Origin of the sequence: Streptomyces litchfieldiae (assembly GCF_031845365.1) — a bacterium.
Classification (GTDB): domain Bacteria; phylum Actinomycetota; class Actinomycetes; order Streptomycetales; family Streptomycetaceae; genus Streptomyces; species Streptomyces litchfieldiae.
On record NZ_JAVREL010000002.1, the window covers coordinates 526,905 to 546,657 of the forward strand.

22 protein-coding genes are annotated in these 19,753 nt (G+C 73.3%); 11 read left to right on the forward strand and 11 right to left on the reverse strand.

Annotation, left to right across the window (positions count from 1 at the left end; genetic code table 11):
• Positions 1-6: 6 nt before the first annotated feature.
• Together RM590_RS06045 and RM590_RS06050 are read right to left on the reverse strand one after the other, a co-directional pair.
• Positions 7-894, reverse strand: coding sequence for a GNAT family N-acetyltransferase (locus tag RM590_RS06045; RefSeq protein WP_311703316.1), 888 nt, complete (start codon positions 892-894; stop codon positions 7-9).
• A 4-nt stretch (positions 895-898) separates the two neighbouring features.
• A complete protein-coding gene (locus RM590_RS06050) occupies positions 899-1,477 on the reverse strand; it encodes a DUF2269 domain-containing protein (protein WP_311703317.1) in 579 nt (192 codons plus the stop codon).
• Positions 1,478-1,621: 144 nt separating this feature from the next.
• Here RM590_RS06050 and RM590_RS06055 point away from each other — a divergent pair, with 144 nt between their 5' ends.
• Complete coding sequence (locus tag RM590_RS06055; protein WP_311703318.1) at positions 1,622-3,064, forward strand: serine hydrolase domain-containing protein; 1,443 nt, start codon at positions 1,622-1,624, stop codon at positions 3,062-3,064.
• 87 nt (positions 3,065-3,151) lie between these two features.
• Here the strand turns inward: RM590_RS06055 and RM590_RS06060 are convergent, their stop codons facing one another.
• Positions 3,152-3,607, reverse strand: coding sequence for a GNAT family N-acetyltransferase (locus RM590_RS06060; RefSeq protein ID WP_311703319.1), 456 nt, complete (start codon positions 3,605-3,607; stop codon positions 3,152-3,154).
• Positions 3,608-3,835: 228 nt separating this feature from the next.
• Between RM590_RS06060 and RM590_RS06065 the strand changes: the two genes are divergently transcribed.
• Both RM590_RS06065 and RM590_RS06070 read left to right on the forward strand, forming a co-directional pair.
• The gene (locus RM590_RS06065) at positions 3,836-5,038 is read left to right on the forward strand and encodes a globin domain-containing protein (protein ID WP_311703320.1); all 1,203 of its coding nucleotides are present in this window, start codon (positions 3,836-3,838) and stop codon (positions 5,036-5,038) included.
• A gap of 79 nt (positions 5,039-5,117) precedes the next feature.
• Positions 5,118-6,026: a pyridoxamine 5'-phosphate oxidase family protein gene (locus RM590_RS06070; RefSeq protein ID WP_394813793.1), complete on the forward strand. Its 909-nt coding sequence runs from the start codon at positions 5,118-5,120 to the stop codon at positions 6,024-6,026.
• 6 nt (positions 6,027-6,032) lie between these two features.
• Here the strand turns inward: RM590_RS06070 and RM590_RS06075 are convergent, their stop codons facing one another.
• The 5 genes from RM590_RS06075 to RM590_RS06095 form a co-directional block, all read right to left on the reverse strand.
• Positions 6,033-6,524: an NUDIX hydrolase gene (locus RM590_RS06075; protein ID WP_311703321.1), complete on the reverse strand. Its 492-nt coding sequence runs from the start codon at positions 6,522-6,524 to the stop codon at positions 6,033-6,035.
• A 36-nt stretch (positions 6,525-6,560) separates the two neighbouring features.
• Positions 6,561-7,712, reverse strand: coding sequence for a cystathionine gamma-lyase (locus tag RM590_RS06080; protein ID WP_311703322.1), 1,152 nt, complete (start codon positions 7,710-7,712; stop codon positions 6,561-6,563).
• 119 nt (positions 7,713-7,831) lie between these two features.
• Entirely contained in the window at positions 7,832-8,716 is an 885-nt protein-coding gene (locus RM590_RS06085) for a fructosamine kinase family protein (RefSeq protein ID WP_311703323.1), read from the reverse strand.
• A complete protein-coding gene (locus tag RM590_RS06090; protein ID WP_394813807.1) occupies positions 8,713-9,135 on the reverse strand; it encodes a low molecular weight protein-tyrosine-phosphatase in 423 nt (140 codons plus the stop codon). The genes RM590_RS06085 and RM590_RS06090 overlap by 4 nt, the downstream gene beginning before the upstream one ends.
• Positions 9,136-9,205: 70 nt before the next feature.
• On the reverse strand, positions 9,206-9,577 hold the full coding sequence (locus tag RM590_RS06095; protein ID WP_311703325.1) for a phage holin family protein: 372 nt from the start codon (positions 9,575-9,577) through the stop codon (positions 9,206-9,208).
• Positions 9,578-9,625: 48 nt separating this feature from the next.
• Between RM590_RS06095 and RM590_RS06100 the strand changes: the two genes are divergently transcribed.
• Positions 9,626-9,943 (forward strand): cupin domain-containing protein, encoded by a 318-nt coding sequence (locus RM590_RS06100; RefSeq protein WP_311703326.1) that lies wholly within the window; start codon positions 9,626-9,628, stop codon positions 9,941-9,943.
• A gap of 148 nt (positions 9,944-10,091) precedes the next feature.
• Positions 10,092-10,304 (forward strand): DUF5326 family protein, encoded by a 213-nt coding sequence (locus RM590_RS06105; protein WP_311703327.1) that lies wholly within the window; start codon positions 10,092-10,094, stop codon positions 10,302-10,304.
• On the opposite strand, the gene RM590_RS06110 is transcribed toward RM590_RS06105, so the two are convergent.
• Positions 10,270-11,550: a YibE/F family protein gene (locus tag RM590_RS06110; protein WP_311703328.1), complete on the reverse strand. Its 1,281-nt coding sequence runs from the start codon at positions 11,548-11,550 to the stop codon at positions 10,270-10,272. The genes RM590_RS06105 and RM590_RS06110 overlap by 35 nt on opposite strands.
• Positions 11,551-11,726: 176 nt before the next feature.
• Here RM590_RS06110 and thiC point away from each other — a divergent pair, with 176 nt between their 5' ends.
• Positions 11,727-13,364 (forward strand): phosphomethylpyrimidine synthase ThiC, encoded by a 1,638-nt coding sequence (thiC, locus tag RM590_RS06115; protein ID WP_311703329.1) that lies wholly within the window; start codon positions 11,727-11,729, stop codon positions 13,362-13,364.
• 84 nt (positions 13,365-13,448) lie between these two features.
• Here thiC and RM590_RS06120 read toward each other — a convergent pair whose 3' ends face one another.
• A complete protein-coding gene (locus tag RM590_RS06120; protein ID WP_311703330.1) occupies positions 13,449-13,802 on the reverse strand; it encodes a hypothetical protein in 354 nt (117 codons plus the stop codon).
• Here RM590_RS06120 and RM590_RS35970 point away from each other — a divergent pair.
• From RM590_RS35970 to RM590_RS06130, 3 genes are all read left to right on the forward strand, one after another.
• On the forward strand, positions 13,789-14,271 hold the full coding sequence (locus tag RM590_RS35970) for a WD40 repeat domain-containing protein (protein WP_394813794.1): 483 nt from the start codon (positions 13,789-13,791) through the stop codon (positions 14,269-14,271). The genes RM590_RS06120 and RM590_RS35970 overlap by 14 nt on opposite strands.
• A 538-nt stretch (positions 14,272-14,809) precedes the next feature.
• Positions 14,810-15,019, forward strand: coding sequence for a hypothetical protein (locus RM590_RS06125; RefSeq protein WP_311703331.1), 210 nt, complete (start codon positions 14,810-14,812; stop codon positions 15,017-15,019).
• 22 nt (positions 15,020-15,041) lie between these two features.
• The gene (locus RM590_RS06130) at positions 15,042-16,457 is read left to right on the forward strand and encodes a VWA domain-containing protein (protein WP_311703332.1); all 1,416 of its coding nucleotides are present in this window, start codon (positions 15,042-15,044) and stop codon (positions 16,455-16,457) included.
• Here the strand turns inward: RM590_RS06130 and RM590_RS06135 are convergent.
• The gene (locus RM590_RS06135; RefSeq protein ID WP_311703333.1) at positions 16,447-17,064 is read right to left on the reverse strand and encodes a TIGR03086 family metal-binding protein; all 618 of its coding nucleotides are present in this window, start codon (positions 17,062-17,064) and stop codon (positions 16,447-16,449) included. The genes RM590_RS06130 and RM590_RS06135 overlap by 11 nt on opposite strands.
• A 160-nt stretch (positions 17,065-17,224) precedes the next feature.
• On the opposite strand from RM590_RS06135, the gene RM590_RS06140 reads away from it, so the two are divergent.
• Both RM590_RS06140 and RM590_RS06145 read left to right on the forward strand, forming a co-directional pair.
• Positions 17,225-18,469 (forward strand): carboxylate--amine ligase, encoded by a 1,245-nt coding sequence (locus tag RM590_RS06140; RefSeq protein WP_311703334.1) that lies wholly within the window; start codon positions 17,225-17,227, stop codon positions 18,467-18,469.
• Positions 18,454-19,752: an FAD-dependent oxidoreductase gene (locus tag RM590_RS06145; RefSeq protein WP_311703335.1), complete on the forward strand. Its 1,299-nt coding sequence runs from the start codon at positions 18,454-18,456 to the stop codon at positions 19,750-19,752. Before RM590_RS06140 ends, RM590_RS06145 begins: the two co-directional genes overlap by 16 nt.
• Position 19,753: the final 1 nt, after the last annotated feature.

The window sequence follows — 19,753 nt, forward strand, 5'->3', positions numbered from 1 at the left end:
CAGGACCTAACCGAGCGCGACCGAGTAGGGCGCGAAGCGGCGGGTGGCGTCGCCGGGGAGGTCGGGCGCGCCCAGGACCATCAGGGCGCACCGGCTGTCGCCGGTGAGGCCGCTCGCCCGCAGCCAGGCCGCCAGCTCCCGGTGGCGGTCGTCCACGTCGAACCGGACGGGCAGCGGCGCCCGCGCGGCCAGCTCCGCGATCAGCGCCTGGGCCGTGGCGAGGTCGTCGGCGAGGACCGGGCCGATCACGGTGGTGGTGACGTTGGGCCAGGAGGCGCCGTAGCCGGCGAGGCCGCCGCCGGGCGCCTCGGCCACCAGGATGTGGTCGGCGAACGACGGGAGCCGGGTGAGCAGTTCGGTCCGGTCGGCGCCGAATATGGGCAGGTCGTAGGCGAGGATGCCGGGCAGGTCGGCGGCCGTGGCCGGGCGCACGGTGCTGCCCGGCGCGGCGGGCAACGTGCCGGTGAACGGGCCGCGCAGGGTGGTGATGGCGCCGACGGACTTGAAGCCGAGCTGTTCGTACAGCGGGCGGCCGTTGTCCGTGGCGGTGAGGAACACCGCGGCCGGGGCGCACTCGGCGAGCGCGTGCCGCATCAGGCGGCGGCCGATGCCGCGGCGGGCGTGGCGCTCGGCGACCAGCACCATGCCGATCGCGCGGTGGTCGGCCGCGTAGGAGGTCACGACGAGACAGGCGATCAGGCCGCCGGCCGGGTCGCCGGGCGGCGCGTCGATGCCATAGCCCTGGCCGGCGGTCAGCAGCAGCCGCCACTTGTGTTCCTCGCGGGGCCAGGACCGGTCGGCGGAGAGGTCGAGGCAGGCGGGGAGGTCGGCGAGGGTGAGCCGGCGGATGGGCAGGTCGGCGGGGGAGATGGGAGCGGGGGGCGTTGACGTCACGGCCTCAGACTGGCTGACCGGCGGGGGGCCTTGCGACCCCTTTTCGCGCTGTCCCGCGCGCGGCGTCCCCGGTGCGGCGCGCCCGCTGTTCCCGCTGGTGGCGGCGGCCCCAGCGGGTCGGCCCCCAGGGCTTGAGGACGGAGACGGCGGTCATGAAGAGATAGGTGACGAGCGCCACGGTGGGCGGCACGACGAGCCCGCCCGCGTCCGGCACCGGGCGGCCCGCGGTGACCTCGGCGGCGGCCTCGTTGATCCCGGCGCGGAGCGCGAAGATCGACGCGGTGGCGGTGATCAGCGTGAGCACGAACTTGACCAGCACCCACCGGTGCCGGACCAGGCCCCAGTGCGTGCCCAGCGACAGCACCAGCCCGGTGGCGAGCGCGGACAGCGCCAGCGGCGCGACCAGCCAGTCGCCGAAGATCCGCATGGCGCGGTAGGCGGCCTCCGCCGTCGCCGCCGAGCCGGTGGCGGCGCCGGTGATGGCCAGCACCAGCAGGCACAGGGTGAGGCCGAGCCAGCCGACCGAGACGACGACATGAGCGACGAGGAAGCCCCGGCGGACGGGACGGGAGAGTGCTGTCATGCCGCCACGCTCCCGCGACCGGCCGCCCCGGTCGTCTGACAGGCGGAGTATCCGCGTCTACTCGCGGCCGAGTAGGCGGGGATACGCGCGGCGGCCGGGTAAAACGTGTGGCGCGCCCCGCGCGGCCGGGGTATGCGTGCGCTCATGACCCAGTCACCGCAGTCGCCCCAGCCACCGCAGCCGTCCCAGCCACCGCAGCCGTCCCGGGCCGTCGAGCCCGCCCCCGACGAGGAGCTGCTGCCCGCCACCCGCCGTGCCCTGCACCACCGGCTGGCCGTCGTCCAGGCCGAGGGGCGCGCGCCGTCGGTCGTCGCCGCCGTCGTCCGGGACGGGCGAACGGTGTGGGCGGCCGGCCGCGGCGAGGTGCCCCAGGACGCGGGGGCGGCGGCCGATGTGCAGTACCGCATCGGTTCGCTGACCAAGACGCTCACCGCCGTGGGGGTCCTCCGGCTGCGCGACGAGGGGCTGCTGGACCTCGGCGATCCGGTGGGCCGGCACCTGGACACCCCGCACGGCGGCGAGGCCACCGTCGCGCAACTCCTCGCGCACACCGGCGGGCTGGCGGCCGAGGCGCGCGGCCCCTGGTGGGAGCGCACGCCGGGGGACCTGCGCCCAGAGCTGGCCGACGTCTTCGGCGAGGAACCGCAGAAGCACCCCCGGGGGCGGCGGTTCCACTACTCCAACCCCGGCTTCGCCCTGCTCGGCGCGCTGATCGAACAGCTCCGCGGCGAGCCGTGGTTCACGGTGCTGCGCCGCGAGGTGCTGCTGCCGCTGGGCATGACCCGCACCACCGCGTTGCCCGTCGCCCCGCACGCCACCGGCTGGGCGGTGCATCCGTACGCGGACGTCCGGCAGCCCGAACCGGCCGTGGACACCGGGCGGATGGCGCCCGCCGGGCAGGTGTGGTCCACGGCGGCCGACCTGGCCGCGTTCGCCGCGTTCCTGCTGGCGGGCGACGACCGCGTGCTGTCGGCGGACACGCTGGCCGAGATGCGCGCGCCCGCCTCGGCGCCGGAGCCGGGCGACTGGGACACCGCCTTCGGGCTGGGCACGCAGCTCATCCGGCGCCGGGGCCGGCTGCTGGCGGGGCACAGCGGGTCCATGCCGGGCTTCGTCGCCGGGCTGTGGACGAGCCCCGAGGAACGGCTCGCGGGCGTGGCGCTGGCCAACGCGACCTCCGGCGTGCGCGCCGCCGGGCTGGCCGCCGACCTGCTCGACCTGGTCGCCGAGCACGAGCCGCCGCTGCCCGCGCCCTGGCGGCCGATGCCGGACGCCGACCCCGAACTGGTGGCGCTGACCGGGACCTGGCACTGGGGCACGTCCGGGTATGTGCTGCGCCTGCACGCCGGGCCGGCGCTGTCGCTGACGCCGCTGGGCGGCGTGGGCCGCGGCTCCCGGTTCCGGCCGGGGCCGGACGGCACCTGGCTGGGGCTGGAGGGCTACTTCGCGGGGGAGACGCTGCGCGCCGTGCGCGGTCCGGACGGCTCGGTGAGCCATCTCGACCTCGGGACGTTCGTCTTCACCCGGGAGCCCTACGAGCCGGACGCCCCGGTGCCGGGCGGCACCGACGCGGCGGGCTGGCGGTGACCGGGCCGGCCGAGGCGCCGGTCGAGAAGCGGGCGGTCGAGAAGCGAGCGGTCGAGAAGCGAGCGGTCAAGAAGCGGGCCCAACCGGTCAGAGCGCGAGCTTGAACCCGACATGTGTCGCCTTGAAACCGAGCCGTTCATAGAAGCGGTGCGCGTCGGCGCGGGCGGCGTCGGACGTGAGCTGCACCAGCACACAGCCGTGCCGCCGCGCCTCCGCCACCGCCTGCCGGATCAGCTCGCTGCCCAGGCCCGCGCCGCGTTCGTCGGCGTGGACGCGCACCGCCTCGATCAGCGCCCGCGAGGAGCCCCGGCGGGACAGCCCGTGGATGACGCTCAACTGGAGCGTGCCCACCACGCGGCCGTCCGCCGGGCGCTCGGCGACCAGCAGGTGCTGGTTCGGGTCCGCGTCGATGCGGGCGAACGCGGCGAGGTAGGGGGCGAGGTCGGCCGGATCCTCCCGCTGGGCGCCCAGTATGTCGTCGGCGAGCATGTCCACGATGGAGGAAACGTCGGCAGTGGTCGCACGCCGCATGGTGATAGTCATATGCGGAAGTTTAAAAACCCACAGGAATCGTACGAACCACGCGTTCCCGGAAGGGGCTTGTGTCTCAGCCGTATAACGGTAGGGTCAGACCCGCGTCCGGGCGGTGAGAAGCCGCCAAGTTTAGGGGATGCGGGGGGCTCGATGGCCGGGTTTCCGGTTAACCACCCGCTCCCGGTGAGCACGTTGACACGCTGTGCGACCGGGAGTTGATCGAGGCGAGGCAGGGTCATGACCGCGATATCGGCCGACGACGGCGCCACCACCACCGGAAGCGGAAACGCGGACGGGAGCGGGAACCGGGCGCCCTCGCCCGACGCCGTGCTGATCCGGCGCACCCTCGCGGAGATCGAGCCCGTGGCGGACGACGTCACCTCGTACTTCTACGCCCTGCTCTTCCTGCACAACCCCGAACTGCGCGAGATGTTCCCCCCGGCGATGGACGCGCAGCGCGACCGGCTCTTCGGCGCGCTCCTCACCGCCGCGGAGCACATCGACGACACCGTCACCCTCACCGAGTATCTGAGCCACCTCGGCCGCGGCCACCGCAAGTACGGCACGCTCCCCCACCACTACCCCGCCGTCGGCGAGGCCCTGATGTACGCGCTGGAGCGCTACGCGCACCGGAGCTGGAGCCCCGAGGTGGAGGGCGCCTGGGTCCGGGCCTACACCGCGATCTCCCAGACCATGATCGACGCCGCCGCCGAGGACGAACTGCGCGCGCCGCCCTGGTGGAACGCCGAGATCATCTCCCACGAGCGGCGCACCAGCGAGGTCGCGGTGGTCACCGTCCGCCCCGACCAGCCCTACCCGTACCGCGCGGGACAGTACGCCAGCGTCGAGACGCCGTGGTGGCCGCGCGTCTGGCGCTACTACTCGTTCGCCTCCTGTCCCCGGTCCGACGGGCTGCTCTCGTTCCACATCAAGGCGGTGCCGGCGGGCTGGGTGTCCCGCTCGCTGGTGCACCGCGCCCGGCGCGGCGACATGATCCGGCTGGGGCCGCCCGCCGGCTCGATGGCCGTGGACCACTCCTCGACGCGCGGGCTGCTGTGCGTGGGAGGCAGCACCGGAATAGCGCCGATCAAGGCGCTGGTCGAGGACGTCGCGGAGCACGGCAGGCGCCGCCCCGTCGAGGTGTTCTTCGGCGCCAACCGCGACGCCGACCTCTACGACCTGGACTCCTTCCTCGACCTGGAACGGCGCCACCCCTGGCTGTCGGTGCGCCCGGTCGTTGCCCAGCTCGCGACGCGCGGCATCGCCGGCCAGCTTCCGGAGGCGGTACGGCAGTTCGGGCCGTGGCGGGAGTTCGACGGATATCTCTCGGGGCCGCCGCAGATGATCCGCAAGAGCGTGGACGCGCTGGTCTCCTCCGGGATACCGCAGGACCGGATCTGGCACGACTTCCTGGGGACGCTCGTTTCCTCCGGCAGGTGAGGCGGCGCGGTGGTGATACACAGTGACGGCAGCGATGGCAGTCCAGAGGCGACGAGACGGTAAGAAGTGAAGTAACGGGATGTCAGGAATAACAGGCATGGGCGGCGAGGGGAACGGCGGACTGCCCGCCCTCCCGGTGCGCCGCCCGGGCAGCGACGGCGAACACGCCATCCAGCGGCGGCTGGGCACCGAGCAACGGGCCGACCGCTTCTACGACGAACAGGTGCTGGACCATCTCAACGAGCGGATGCGGGAGTTCGTGTCCCGGCAGGAGATGTTCTTCCTGGCCACCTCGGACGCGCGCGGCGAGTGCGACAACAGTTTCCGCGCCGGTCCGGCCGGCTTTCTCCACGTGCTCGACCCGCGTGCGCTGGCCTACCCCGAGTACCGGGGCAACGGCGTGCACGCCTCCCTGGGCAACATCTCGGAGAACCCGCACGCCGGTCTGCTGCTGATGGACTTCGACCGGGCCCGCATCGGCCTGCACATCAACGGCCGCGCCACCATCGTTCCGGACGCCCAGCTCCGGGCGGCGCACCCCGAGCTGCCCACCGACTCGGTGCCGGGCCGGCGCGCGGAGCTGTGGGTGCGGATCGACATCCAGGAGGCGTACATCCACTGCGCCAAGCACATCCCGCAACTGGTGAAGGCGCCGCGGCGCACCGCGCGCGAGTGGGGCACGGACGACTACAAGCGCAAGGGCGGGGACTTCTTCGGCGCCGCGCGCGAGGCGCAGGTCCGCCGCACCCAGGAGCTGAACGGGCGCACCCTGCCCGCGCCCACGCCGGCGCGCGCGCTGACCGCCGCGCCGGCGACCGCGTCGGCCGAGCTGCCGGCGGCCCCGCCGCTGCCTTCGCTGCCCCCGGTCCCGCCGTCGCCGCCGCCCCCGCCCCCGGAGGCATGGCGCGAGGAGGCCCGGCGCGCCCTGGAGCGCGCACAGCGCCGGGGCGCGAACTCCGGCGATGGGTCCGGCGGCTGGTTCGGGTAGGGAGTCCTAGCCGAAGTCGGGTGCGAACAGGGCGTGGATGCCGGCGATGTTCCGGCCGAGATAGGCGGCCAGCGAGACCGGCACCACGTCGACGGAGGCCAGGCCCTCCGGGGTGAACGGCAGCCGCACGATCTCGTAGGTGCCGCACGGCTCGTCCACCTCCGGCCCGTGCCGCAGCGCGGGGTCCATGGAGGCGAGGCGGCAGGCGAAGAAGTGCTGGACCTTCAGGCCGGGCGGGGTTCCGTCCCCCGGCCCCGGCACGTGCGGCACCGTGTCGACGAACGCGGGCACCACGTCCGTGACCTTGGCGCCGAGCTCCTCGTACACCTCGCGGTGCAGGGCGTCCAGCACGGTGGCGTCCCCGGGCTCGACCCCGCCACCTGGGGTGATCCAGTACGGCGGACGGCCGGGTTTGGTGCGTTTGATGACGATGAGGTCGGCGGCGTCGAGCAGGATGGCGCGGGCGGTGCGCTTGACCACGGGTTGTGCTTGGGCCATGAAAGTCATGTGGCCCGGCGACCGCCGGGTGAAACCTCAGCGAACAGTTGACGTCCCGGACGCGTCGGGCGCCGCGGCGTCCAGGGCCCGCCGGATATCGGCGACGAGGTCGGCCGCGTCCTCCACGCCGAGCGACATCCGGATGAACCCCTCCGGCACCGCGTCCCCGCCCCACCGGCCGCGCCGCTCGGCGGTGGAACGCACCCCGCCGAAGCTGGTCGCGTCGTCGACGAGGCGCAGCGCGCCGAGGAAACGGTCCGCCCGCTCCCGGTCGGGCAGCGCGAACGACACCACGCAGCCGAACCGCCGCATCTGGCGGGCGGCCACCTCGTGCGCCGGATCCCCGGGCAGGCCCGGGTAGCGCAGCCCGCTCACCTCGGGGCGCTCGCGCAGCGCGGCGGCGACGGCCAGCGCGTTGGCCTGCTGCCGCTCGGCGCGCAGGTGCAGCGTGGCCAGGCCGCGGTGGGCCAGCCACGCCTCCATCGGGCCGAGGATGGCGCCGGTGGTGGTGCGCCAGTCGCGGATCTCCGCGTGCAGGCGGGCGTCGCGGGTGGCGACATAGCCGAGGAGCACGTCGCCATGGCCGTTGAACGCCTTGGTGCCGCTGGCCACGGACAGGTCGGCGCCCAGGTCGAGCGGGCGCTGGCCGAGCGGGGTGGCGAGGGTGTTGTCCACGGCGACCAGCGCGCCTCGGGCGTGCGCGGCGTCGGCGAGCCGGCGGATGTCGCAGACGTCCAGGCCCGGGTTGGACGGCGTCTCGATCCACAGCAGCCGCACGTCGTCGGACAGGGCGGCCAGTTGGGCGTCGCCGCCGGTGGGCGCGGTGCGGACGCCGACGCCGAACGCCTCCAGGCGGGCGCGCACGCGCGGCAGTAGTTGGTAGCCGTCGGACGGGAGGACGGCGACATCGCCCGGGCGCAGCAGGGCGAACAGCACGGCGGTGGTGGCGGCGATCCCGGAGGGGAAGACGGCGGCGTGCGCCGGCTGGTCCGGGGACTCCAGCTCGGCGACGGCCGCCTCCAGCGCGGTCCACGTCGGGTTGCCCTCGCGGCCGTAGCCGTAGGGCGCGACGGCCGGGTCACCGGGCAGATGGAAGTGGGCGGCGAGCACGGGTCCCGGCACGGGCGGCTCATAAGCGGCCGCCTCCGGCAGCCCGGCCCGCACGGCGCGCGTTCCGTCCCCGGTCATCCCTGGTGTCTCCTTTGTCGGGGGCCATGGCCCGACGAGTGTACGTGGCACTGGCCGGGCCGCTTGTGGCTGCGGTCACCGGCGCTGCGCGCCGGTTTTTCCCCACCCGCCCGCCCTTTTCATGGGGCGGGGGTGCGCAGTGCGGCCCGGGCCGCGTCGCCGCTTTCCTTGCCGTAGTCGCCGCCGAACAGTGCCGCGTGGATCAGGATGTGGTGGAGCAGGTGGAGCGGGGCCCGGTCGGTGCGGCCGGGGAGGGGGCGGGACTCCTCGTAGGCCGCGATCACGCGGTCGAAGTGCGGGCAGCCGGAGATCTCCAGGAAGGCCAGGTCCGCCTCCGGGTGGCCGCCCTGCGCCGCCGGGTCGATCAGGTGCGGGGTGCCGCCGGCCGTCCACAGGATGTTGCCCGCCCACAGGTCCCCGTGGATGACCGCGGGCGGCTGCGGCGGCCCGGCCACCTCGTCGATCCGCGCGCACAGCAGCTCGACGTCCCGCGCGTCCGCGGCGCCGATGCCGCCGTTGTCCACGGCGAGCCGCAGCAGCGGCAGCAGCCGGTACTCGGCGTGGAACGCGGCCCAGCCGGCCGGCTCCGAGACCGGCGGCGCCGGGGTGGCGAGCGGCACCGGGCCCAGGTAGAGCGGGCCGGCCGTGCCGTAGTGGGGTGCCGGGGTGCTGTGCAGCGCGGCCAGTTCGCGGCCCAGCCGCTCCGCCTGCGCGGGCGTCGGCCCGGTCGGCTCGACCCACTCCAGCACCAGCAGGTCCGGCACGACGGCCAGTACCCGCGGGATGGCGATCGCGCCGGTGCCGCGCAGCAGCTCCAGGCCCGCGGCCTCGGCCGCGAAGAAGTCGGCGGGGGCGTCGGCCAGGGTCTTGGCGAACACCGTTCGCCCGTCGGCCAGTTCGACGCGGTAGGAGGCGCATATCTCGCCCCCGCTCACCGGGTGCGCCGCGGTCGTTGCCGCGCCGGTGAGCGCGCCGACGCGGCGCGCGAGGTCGGTCTCGTTCACGCCGTGGCCTCCTGGCGGATCGCGTCGAGGAGGCCGGGCACGGCGTCCTCGATGATGTTCAGGCACTCGGCGAAGTCGCCGTCATCGCCGTAGTAGGGGTCGGGGACGTCCAGGCCGTCCGCTCGCAGCAGCCGCACGCGGGCCGCCGCCGCGGGCGTCGGGGCCAGTCGGCGCAGGGCGCGCGCGTGGCCGCGGTCGAGGGCGACGACGAGGTCGTAACGGGCGAACCAGGCGGGTTCGAACCGGCGTGCGACGTGGTCCTCGGGCGCGACGTCGTAGCCGGCGGCGCGCAGCGCGGCGGTCGCGCGCGGGTCGGCGGGCTCGTCGGCGTGCCAGCCGCCCGTTCCCGCGCTGGCCACCCGCACGCGGTCGGCGAGGCCCTCCTCCACCAGGCGGGCGCGCAGCACCGCCTCGGCCATCGGGGAACGGCAGATGTTGCCCGTGCAGACGAAGCAGACGCCGTAGCCGGCCGCGCGGTCGTCCCTCGCGTCAGTCACGGTCGAACACCAGGTTGACCGCCCAGGAAACGATCGAGATGATCAGGCCGCCCACGAATGCCGATCCGAAGCCGTCGACCTCGAAGGAGTCGCCGGCGATCCAACCGGTCAGCATCAGCATCAGGGCGTTGATGACCAGCGTGAACAGGCCGAGCGTAAGGATCAGCAGGGGCAGGGAGAAGAGCTTCACGATGGGCTTGACGATGAGGTTCACGAGCCCGAAGATCAGCGCGACGATGAGCAGCGTGGCCGTCTTGCTGCCGGTGCTCGCGTCATCCTCGCCGAGAGTGATGTCGCCCACCAGCCACACGGCCGCGGCCAGCGCCACGGCGTTGGCCAGAAACCGAACCAGGATGCTTGTCATGGAGGAGATCGTTTCAGATGGCACCGGTGGCGCAAGGGGAATGAGGCGATGAAGGAGTTCCGGCTGGATCGGCTGGAGGCGGAACGGCTCGCGAACGACGGTGCGTACCTACGCTTTCTTCGCGAACGCAATGTGTCCGTGGGGCTCTACGCGCTGGACGCCGGGCAGCGGGACCCGCAGCGCCCGCAGCGGCAGGACGTGGTGAACTTCGTGGTCAGCGGCCGGGCGTCGATGACGGTGGGCGAGGAGACGACCACGGTCGCGCGCGGCAGCGTGGTCTACGTGCCGGCCGGCACCCCGGCCCGGTTCCACCACATCACCGAGGACCTGCGCGTGATGGTGGTGTTCTCGCCGCCGGAGGGCTGAGGGACGCGCAGCGGTGTCTCAGGGTCGGCCTCAGGGAACGGTCAGGGGAGGACGGGGGCCGGTGGGACTCCCGGCGCCGCCCCGGCACGCATAGCATCGAGGTGAACGCCGGGGGGAAGAGGTATCGCGCGGAACAGGAGCCGTGGTCATGAAGGAAGCCTTTAAGACACTGCCGTGGTGGGTGCGGTGGATCGCCATCCCCGCCATCGCGCTGGCTGTCTTCGGCACCATGCTCATCGGCGTGATCACCTGGGTCGTCGGGCTGCTCTTCCGCATCCTGCTGTTCGCCGCGCTGGTCGCCATCCTCATCTTCGTGGTGCGCAAGGTCACCTCTTCCTCCTCCTCCGGTGGCGGCTGGTAGCCGCCGCCACGGGCACCGGGTGCCGGTCGGCGCTCACCACCAGCGCCGCGAGCAGGGTGGTCACCGGCACCGACGCCACCAGCCCCACCGAGCCGATGAGCGTGCGGACGATCTCCTCGGCGACCAGTTCGCTGAACGCCACGGTCCCCACGCTGCTCTGCGCGATCGTGAACAGCAGCAGCAACGGCAGCGCGGCACCCGCGTAGGCGAGCACCAGCGTGTTGACGACCGAGGCGATGTGGTCGCGCCCGATGCGCATCCCGGCCCGGTACAGTTTCGGCCAACTCGCCCCCGGCTCCGCCTGCTTCAGCTCCCAGACGGCCGAGGTCTGGGTCACCGTCACATCGTCCAGCACACCGAGCGAGCCGATGAGGATGCCGGCCAGCAGCAGCCCGCGGATCTCGATGTTCGGGTAGAGGCTGTGCACGAGGCCGGTCTGGTCGTCGGTGTTGCCGGTGAGGTGCGCCCAGCCGATGAACAGCGAGCCCATCACCCCGATCAGCACCAGCGAGATGAGCGTGCCGAGCACCGCGACCGAGGTCCGGGCGTTCACCCCATGGACCAGATACAGCGTCACCAGCATGATCACGCTGCCGCCGATCACGGCCACCACCAGCGGGTTCGAGCCGTGCAGGATGGCCGGGAGGATGAACAGCGTCAGCACCGCGAAGCTCACCGTCAGGCCCACCAGCGCCAGCAGCCCGCGCAGCCGCCCCACCGCGACCACGGCCAGCGCGAAGACGGTGGCGAGGAGCAGCATCGGGACCTTCCGGTCCACGTCGGTGACGCTGTACTGCAACTCCTGGGGCGCGTCCGGGGCGTAGGCGACGATGACCGTCTGGCCCTCGCTGTAGCGCTGGGTCGCGTCGGGGGGCACCATCTCGGTGAACGTGCGCCCGGCGTGCGGCCCCGAGGTCACCTCCACGGTGGCCTGCTCGCACGGGCCCTCGACGCCCTGCTGGACCTGGACGCCGACGTCCTCGCACCGGACCTCGGTGACCTCGGTCACCCGGGCCCGTTCGTGCTGCTGGTCGAAGCCGACGCCGGTGTGCTCGTGCTGCTCGGGCGCGCCGCCCGGCCACAGGAGCACCAGGCCGGCGACCATCACCGCGGCGAACGGGATGAGCACCGCCGCTATCACCCGCCGGAGGTGGGCGGAGACGGGCGCGACCGGGCCGCCGTGCTGATGGGTGTGCCCGTGGGGGTGGGCCTTCGGATCGAACGGGGTGTCGTCGGGTGCGGTCACGTTCCGATCATCGCGTAAGAATCCCGGCCCTCTGTTCAGCACGACCGGTGTGCCGTTAGCGTGGGACCGCGAGTTTGCACATCGCGGGAGCTCCGAGCACGGGGCTGAGAGGGCGCTGGAGCTGCGCCGACCGCCGAACCTGTTACCGGGTAATGCCGGCGTAGGGAGTAGGTCTGATGACCAAGCAGGATGAACGCACGTCAGGCACGTCCGTCATCGGCTCACACAAGGGATATATCGTCGGGTCGCGTCCTGATCTGCGGGTGCCGGTGCGGCGGGTGCACCTCACCGACGGGAACGCGGTGACGCTGTACGACACCTCGGGGCCGGGCACCGACCCCGCCGTCGAGACCGACGTCACCCGCGGGCTGCCGCCGCTGCGGCGCGAGTGGATCGCCGAGCGCCGCCGGGACGGCACGGACGCCGTCACACAACTGGCGTACGCCCGACGCGGGGAGATCACCCCCGAGATGGAGTTCGTGGCCCTCCGGGAGAACCGCCCGCCGGAGTTCGTCCGCGACGAGATCGCCGCCGGCCGCGCCGTGCTGCCGGCCAACGTCAACCACCCGGAGACCGAGCCGATGATCATCGGCAAGAACTTCCTGGTGAAGGTGAACGCCAACATCGGCAACTCCGCGGTCACCTCCTCCATCGAGGAGGAGGTGGAGAAGATGACGTGGGCCACGCGCTGGGGCGCGGACACCGTGATGGACCTGTCCACCGGCCGCGACATCCACACCACGCGCGAGTGGGTGCTGCGCAACTCCCCGGTCCCGGTGGGCACCGTCCCGCTGTACCAGGCGCTGGAGAAGACCGGCGGCCGGGCCGAGGAGCTGACCTGGGAGATCTACCGGGACACCGTCGTCGAACAGGCCGAGCAGGGCGTGGACTACATGACGGTGCACGCCGGCGTGCTGCTGCGCTATGTGCCGCTGACCGCGCGCCGCAAGACCGGCATCGTCTCGCGCGGCGGCTCGATCATGGCCGCCTGGTGCCTGGCGCACCACCGGGAGAGCTTCCTGTACACGCACTTCGAGGAGCTGTGCGAGATCTTCCGCTCCTACGACATCACGTTCTCCCTCGGCGACGGCCTGCGCCCCGGCTCCATCGCCGACGCCAACGACGAGGCGCAGTTCGCCGAGCTGCACACGCTCGCCGAACTGACCCGCGTCGCCAAGTCGCATGACGTGCAGACGATGGTCGAGGGCCCGGGCCACGTTCCGATGCACAAGATCAAGGAGAACGTCGACCTCCAACAGGAGCTGTGCGAGGAGGCGCCGTTCTACACGCTCGGCCCGCTGACCACCGACATCGCCCCGGCGTACGACCACATCACCTCGGGGATCGGCGCGGCGATGATCGCCTGGTGGGGTACGGCGATGCTGTGCTACGTCACGCCGAAGGAACACCTGGGCCTGCCGGACCGCGACGACGTCAAGACGGGTGTGATCACCTACAAGATCGCCGCCCACGCCGCCGACCTCGCCAAGGGCCACCCCGGCGCACAGGTCTGGGACGACGCGCTGTCCGACGCGCGCTTCGAGTTCCGCTGGGAGGATCAGTTCAACCTCTCCCTGGACCCGGACTCGGCCCGCGCGTTCCACGACGCCACGCTGCCGGCCGAGCCGGCGAAGACGGCGCACTTCTGCTCGATGTGCGGTCCGAAGTTCTGCTCGATGAAGATCAGCCAGGACATCCGGGCGGACTACGGCGACCGGCTCGGCCTGGCCGACGAGGCGGCGGCCGGAATGGCGGAGAAGTCGAGGGAGTTCGCGGAGTCGGGCAACCGCGTCTACCTCCCCGTCGCCGACTGAGACGCTACGCTGCGACACGAACCGGGCCCACCGCCGCAACTTCGGATTGCGACGGCGGGCCCGGTGTTTCCCGTGAAACGTGTGTCAGGCGTGACGCTGCCGAGGCAGCCCATAGACCGGGGTGTTGTGGGCGGAACCGATCTGGCGGATGCACTGGCGCTTCAGGAGGAAACGCAGACTGTCGTGCACGCGGGCGGTGGGCAACCCGGTGCGGGCGGCGATGTCCTCGACCCCGTAACGGACTTCCCCCTGCTCGGCCAACCCGGGCGCGAGCAGCACGGCGACAGCCCACACGTCGTCCGTGATGGTCAACCGGGCACGCCAATCCGCGAGCAACCTCTCACCGGTGGCCGGCGTGCTGGTGGCGGGAGGCCGGGGCGGCAGCCAGTGCGCGATCTCTTCGAGCGAGTTGGCCATCCGGGACATGGCCGTGGACATCACCTCCGTCAGGGCTTTCAGGGCCTTCAGCCTGGTCTTGCAAGGAACCCCGCCCCTTCAGGTATGGCGGTACAGGACGCGGGAGTTGGTGGCCGAGTGCGAGGGTCACACGAGAGACGTGCGGTGTCTTGCCTTTCACCCGGCTAAGGAGCTCCGGCTCCTGGCCAGCGGAGGTGAGGACGGGGCCGTACGCCTCTGGCAGGGCGCCGACGAGGAAGGACCGTCCGCACCTCGCCCTCGGTTCTGGGGCCAGGTTCTCGTTGGTTCGCCGGACGGCGGTCTCCTGGCGGTGGTGGGTTCCGATCACGGGCTGCGGCTGTTCGATCCGGGCAATGACGAGGAACTGCCGGTACCCTTCCCCGCCGGGGGAATCGTGAAGGCCGCGTTCTCCTCCGACAGCGCGTGGCTTGCCGCGAGTAACGGCCGGACTCTGTACGTGGCGTCCACCCGAACGCCGCCCCCGGCGTGACGTTATTCCGCACCGGGGATCACGCGGAGCTTTATAACTTCTGCTTCTCGCCCGGCAGTGATCTGATCGCCGTGGTCGCCAGCGAGGAGGAGCGCGGCGAGTTCTTCCGCTATGGCGGCGCGTGGCTGATCGTGGTGCGGGACGTGGTCACTTCGCGGCTGCGGTATCGGATCTCGTTGTCCGACAGACCCGAGGGGCTGCACTTCGCCGGTCCCGGCCGGCTGGCCGTCGTGGTCAACGGGGCGCTGGCCGTGTTCGAGGTGCCGACGCGGCGAGGCGGGCGCTTGGGGTACACGGGGTGCGGAACTACCGGGCCGCCGACACCAACCCGGGTGTGGGAAGTGCGCGGTTGCGGGCTGCGTGGGGGCAGGCGGTGGGGACGGGGGTGGGGCTGGAGCTGCGGGCGGCGTACTAACGCCGATCTCTTGCGGGGACAGCGACAGGGGGACCAACTGACCGATGCCGAGGTCGAGTTCGTGATGCAGTGGGCCGCAGCCTGGGGCGTTGACGCGACCGCCGTGCAGGGGCGGGCGACCGGGTGGCGCGGTGGGTCAACGTCGCCGACGTCGGCGACTTCGTCGCGATCCCGCGCGGACGGCTCGCGCAGGTCTTCACCGGGGTCGAGCACCTGTCGGACATCACCATCGCGCCGCTGTGGCCGCACAACGTGCTGGACTATCTCCGGCATCCCGTGGTTGCGGACACTCTGGCTCAGGATGGTGTGGATGGTAGAAAGGCCGCACAGTGAGAACGAGCAGGGGGTGCGAGGGATGACCGCCATATCTCTGGCCAAGGGTGCGAACGTTCCCGTGTCGGCCGGCTCCGTGCGTGCCGTGCTCACCTGGACCGCGGGGCAGCCGGGGGCGCCGGACGCGGACGCGTCGGCGCTGCTGCTCGCCGCGGACGGCCGGGTGCGGAGCGACGGGGACTTCGTCTTCTACAACCAGCCCGCGCACTCCTCCGGCGCGGTGCGGCACGCGGGGAAGCAGCCCGGCGCGGACGCCGTCGAGGTCGATCTCGCCGCGCTGGAGCCGGACATCGAGCGCGTGGTGCTGGCGGCGTCGGCGGACGGCGGCACGTTCGGTCAACTGCCCGGTCTGCGGATGCAGTTGCTGGACGCGGCGAGCGGGGCCGAGGTGGCCCGGTTCGACATGTCGGCGACCACCGAGACGGCGTTCGTCAGCGGGGAGCTGTACCGGCGGGCCGGGCAGTGGAAGTTCCGCGCGGTGGGGCAGGGCTATGACTCGGGACTGGCCGGTCTCGCCACCGACTTCGGCATCAGCGTCGACGACGAGCCGGAGCCCCAGCAGGTCCAGGCGCCGACTCCCGCTCCGCCGCCGCCCGTTCAGGCGCCCGCGGCACCGGTCGCGCCAGCGCCCGCGGCGCCCGCGCCCGGTGGGGTCCGGCTGACCAAGGGCGAGGAGCGGCTCCCGGTCGACATGCGCAAGCGGCTCTCGCTGCGCAAGGAGAAGGTCGCCGTCAGCCTCTCCAAGCGCGGCGCGCAGAACGAGCGCGCGCGGGTCATCCTCGTGCTGGACGCCTCCGGTTCGATGACGCAGCTCTACAACAGCGGCGTCGTCCGGGACGTCGTGGAGCGCATGGCGCCCGTCGCCGCCATGCTCGACGACGACGGCGAGATGCAGGCGTGGACCTTCGCCTCGAACCCGGCCCGGCTGCCCGACCTCCAGTTGGGCGACCTGCCCCAGTGGCTCCAACTCCACGTTCGCGTCGGCCAGATGGGCATCTTCACCCGCCGGAAGAAGAAGGGGAACGCCGTGGCGTCCGGCCCGCCGCAGGGCCAGGTCGACATGCGGCAGGTCGGCATCCAGAACGAGGAGCAGAAGGTCATCGCGGAGATCCGGGAGTTCGTCCGCGCCCACCCGGCGGCCGAGCCCACCCTCGTCCTCTTCTTCTCGGACGGCGGCGTCTACCGCAACCGCGAGATCGAGGCCGAGCTGCGCGCGGCCGCCACCGAGCCGCTGTTCTGGCAGTTCGTCGGCCTGGGCAACGCCAACTACGGCGTTCTTCAGCACCTGGACAGCCTGAGCGGCCGGGTCATCGACAACACCGGCTTCTTCGCCGTCGACGACATCATGCGGATCGGCGACGAGGAGCTGTACGACCGGCTGCTGACGGAGTTCCCCTCCTGGCTGAAGAAGGCCAGGCAGCAGGGCATCACGCGGTAGCCGGCGGCGGCGTCCAGGACGGGTCCCGGCCGCTGAGCCCCACCGCTTGGTCGAGCGGCGGGGCGTCGGCCGGGACGGGCACGACCCTGCCGAAGCCGGTGCCCTCCCGGGCGGCGTCGTCCGTCTCCTGCGACAGCAGCGCGATCGAGGCCCGCGCGCTGGCGTCGTCGATCGCGTAGGGCTGCCCGGTGGCCCGGGCCAGATCCCAGCCGTGCAGCAGGAGTTCGTTCAACGCGACCTGCCCGGCGACGGCGGCCGGGAGCGGCACGCCGCCCGCCCGGGTGTCGCCCTGCCACGCGTCGGGGTCGCGCCAGGCGGCCACCAGCTCGTCGAGCTGCCGCCGCAGCCGGCCGCGCCAGTCCCCGTCGAGCGCGGGGCGGGGCGCGCCGGGGGCGTCCGGGGCGGTGTCGGTGAGCGGCCCGAGGTCTTTCTGGGCGGCGGCCCGGAAGGCGAGGGTGAGCCCCAGCACGTGCTGGAGCAGGTCCCGGACGCGGTAGTCGGGGCAGGGCGTCGGGTCGGCCAAGCGGTCCGGGCCGATGGCGTCCAGCAGACCGGCCAGTTGCCGGGCGGTCGGTTCGAGGTCGAGCATCCGCGGTTCAGTGGTCATACACCGCAGACCGCGCGGCGCGGCGGAACTCATCGCTGGTTATTCGGCATTAAACACACGATCTCTCGAATGCGCCGGGCGAACGCTTTCCGGTACGCCAATCGGGAATTCCGATGCCCGGACGAGGGGCCTGCCGGGCCCCGCGATTCAAGATCGCCCTATGTCACCGCTCGACATCAGGGTGCCCGCGCTGCTGCTCCGGCTGGACCGGAATCCGTTCCACCACGGTTCGCTGGGGGCGGTCAGGTCGCTGGGGCGCGCGGGCGTGGAGGTGCACGCCTTTGTGGAAACGGCGCGTGCGCCGTTGTCACGCTCCCGCTATCTGTGGCGTGCTCACCGCTTCGAGGGTGATCCCGGCTCGATCGCCGATGTGGAACGCGCGCTGCTGGCCGCCGCGCGGAGCATCGGGCGGCCCGCCGTGCTGATCCCGATGGACGACATCGGCGCCATCGCCGCCGCCCGGCTCGGCGACCGGCTGCGGGGCCGCTTCCTGCTGCCCGAGCTGCCCGCAGGGCTGGCCGAACGGGCGGCGGACAAGGCGGAGTTGGCCGAGCTGTGCGCGCGGTTCGGGGTGCCGCACCCGCGGACCGCCGTGCCGGACGGCGCGGCGGAGGTGGCCGGGGCGGTGCGCGAGCTGGGGCTGCCGGTGGTGGCCAAGTGGAGCCGCCCCTGGCTGCTGCCGGCGGGCGGCGGGCTGCGCAGCACCACGGTGGTGACGAGTGTGGACCAGGCGCGGCGGCTGTTCGCGTGCGCCCCCCGGGCGGGCAGCCGGCTGCTGCTCCAGCGGCTGCTGCCGGGCGGGCCGGGCGCGGACTGGTTCTTCCACGGCTGCTTCGCCGGGGACGGCCGCTGCGTGCTGGGCGGCACCGGCCGCAAGGAGCTGTCCTGGCCGGTGCGGGCGGGGCTGACGGCCGTGGGCCGCTGGCTGCCCAACCCGGAGGTGGCGCGGCTGGCCGAGAAGCTGGCCGCCGGGCTTGGCTACCGGGGCGTGCTCGATCTGGACTTCCGTTTCGACGCGGCCAGCGGCGCCTGGCACCTGCTGGATTTCAACCCCCGGCCGGGCGCGCAGTTCCGGCTGTTTCGCGACCGCGCGGGGCTGGACGTGATCCGGGCCCTGCACCTGGACCTGACGGGCCGGCCGGTGCCCACCGGGCGGCCGGTGCCGGGCCGGGTGTTCGTGGCGGAGAACTACGGGCCGCCGGCCGCGCTGGCACAACGGCGGGGCTGGCGCGGCGGCCGGGAGGTCGAGTGGGCGTGGTTCGCGGCGGACGACGTCGCGCCGTTCCTCGCCATGGCCGGCGGCTCCCTGGGCACCGGGCTGCGGAAGGCGGCCGCGGTCGGCAGGGCGACTCAACTGACGTACGAGACAAGGAAGAAGGATGAGGCGCGATGCATGACCTGGTAGTGGTGGGCGCCGGGCCGTACGGCCTGTCGGTCGCCGCGCACGCCGCGGCGGCTGGCCTGGCGGTACGGGTGTTCGGCCGGCCGATGGCGTCCTGGCGCGACCACATGCCCGCCGGGATGTTCCTGAAGTCCGAGCCCTGGGCGTCCAACCTGTCCGACCCGGCTGGCCGCGACACGCTCGCCGCCTACTGCGCCGCCCGCGGCCTGTCGGTCGGGCACGGCCGTCCGCTGCCGATCGAGACGTTCACGGACTATGGGCTGTGGTTCGCCGGCCGGCTGCCGGTCGCGGTCGAGGAGCGGAACGTGACATCCGTCACGGCCGCGCCGGGCGGCTACCGCGTCGAGACGGGTGACGGCGCGGCGGTGGCGGCGCGGACCGTGGCGCTCGCGGTCGGCGTGGTGCCGTTCGTCCAGCTTCCGGGGGCGCTGACCGGGCTGCCGCCGGACGTGGTGAGCCACAGCGCCGACCACCGGGACCTGGGCCGGTTCGCCGGCCGGGACATCGCGGTGATCGGCGGCGGGCAGGCGGCGCTGGAGACGGCGGCGCTGCTGGCCGAGGCGGGCGCGCGGCCCACGGTGGTGGTGCGCGCCGGCGGTCTGCGCTGGAACACGCCCCCGCAGCCGCTGCGACGCGGCCGGCTGGCGGCGCTGCGGGCGCCGCACAGCGGTCTGGGCACCGGCTGGTCGAGCTGGGTCTGGTCGGAACTGCCCTGGGCGGTGCGGCGGCTGCCGGCCGCGGCGCGGACGCATGTCGCGGCCACGGCGCTCGGCCCGGCCGGCGCGTGGTGGCTGCGCGAGCGGCTGGAGGGGACCGTGCCGGTGCTGCTGGGCCACCGGCTGGTGCGGGCCGAGCCGGTGCCGGGCGGCGGGGTGCGGATCGAGGTGGTCACCGGCGGAGGTGGCGGCCGGGGCGTGGTCGAGGCGGAGCACGTGATCGCCGCCACGGGCTTCGCGCCGGACCTGCGGCGGCTGCGGCTGCTCGACCCCTGGCTGCGGGACGGGCTGCGCACGGTGCGCGGCACGTGGGCGCCGGTGCTGAGCGGCGGGTTCGAGTCGTCGCGGCCGGGGCTGTTCTTCGCGGGCCTGCTCACCGCGCCGTCGTTCGGGCCGGCGATGCGGTTCGTGCACGGCGTCTCGTTCACCGGCGAACGGCTGACGCGGGGCGTGCGCCGGCGCCTGGGCGGCGGTGGGCGGCGCCCGGCAGGCGGTTCGCGCGTGCCGGTGCAGCAGGCGGAACGCGCCTCGGCCCGGGCCCGCCCGTCGGCGGCGGCCCGGGCCGAGTAGC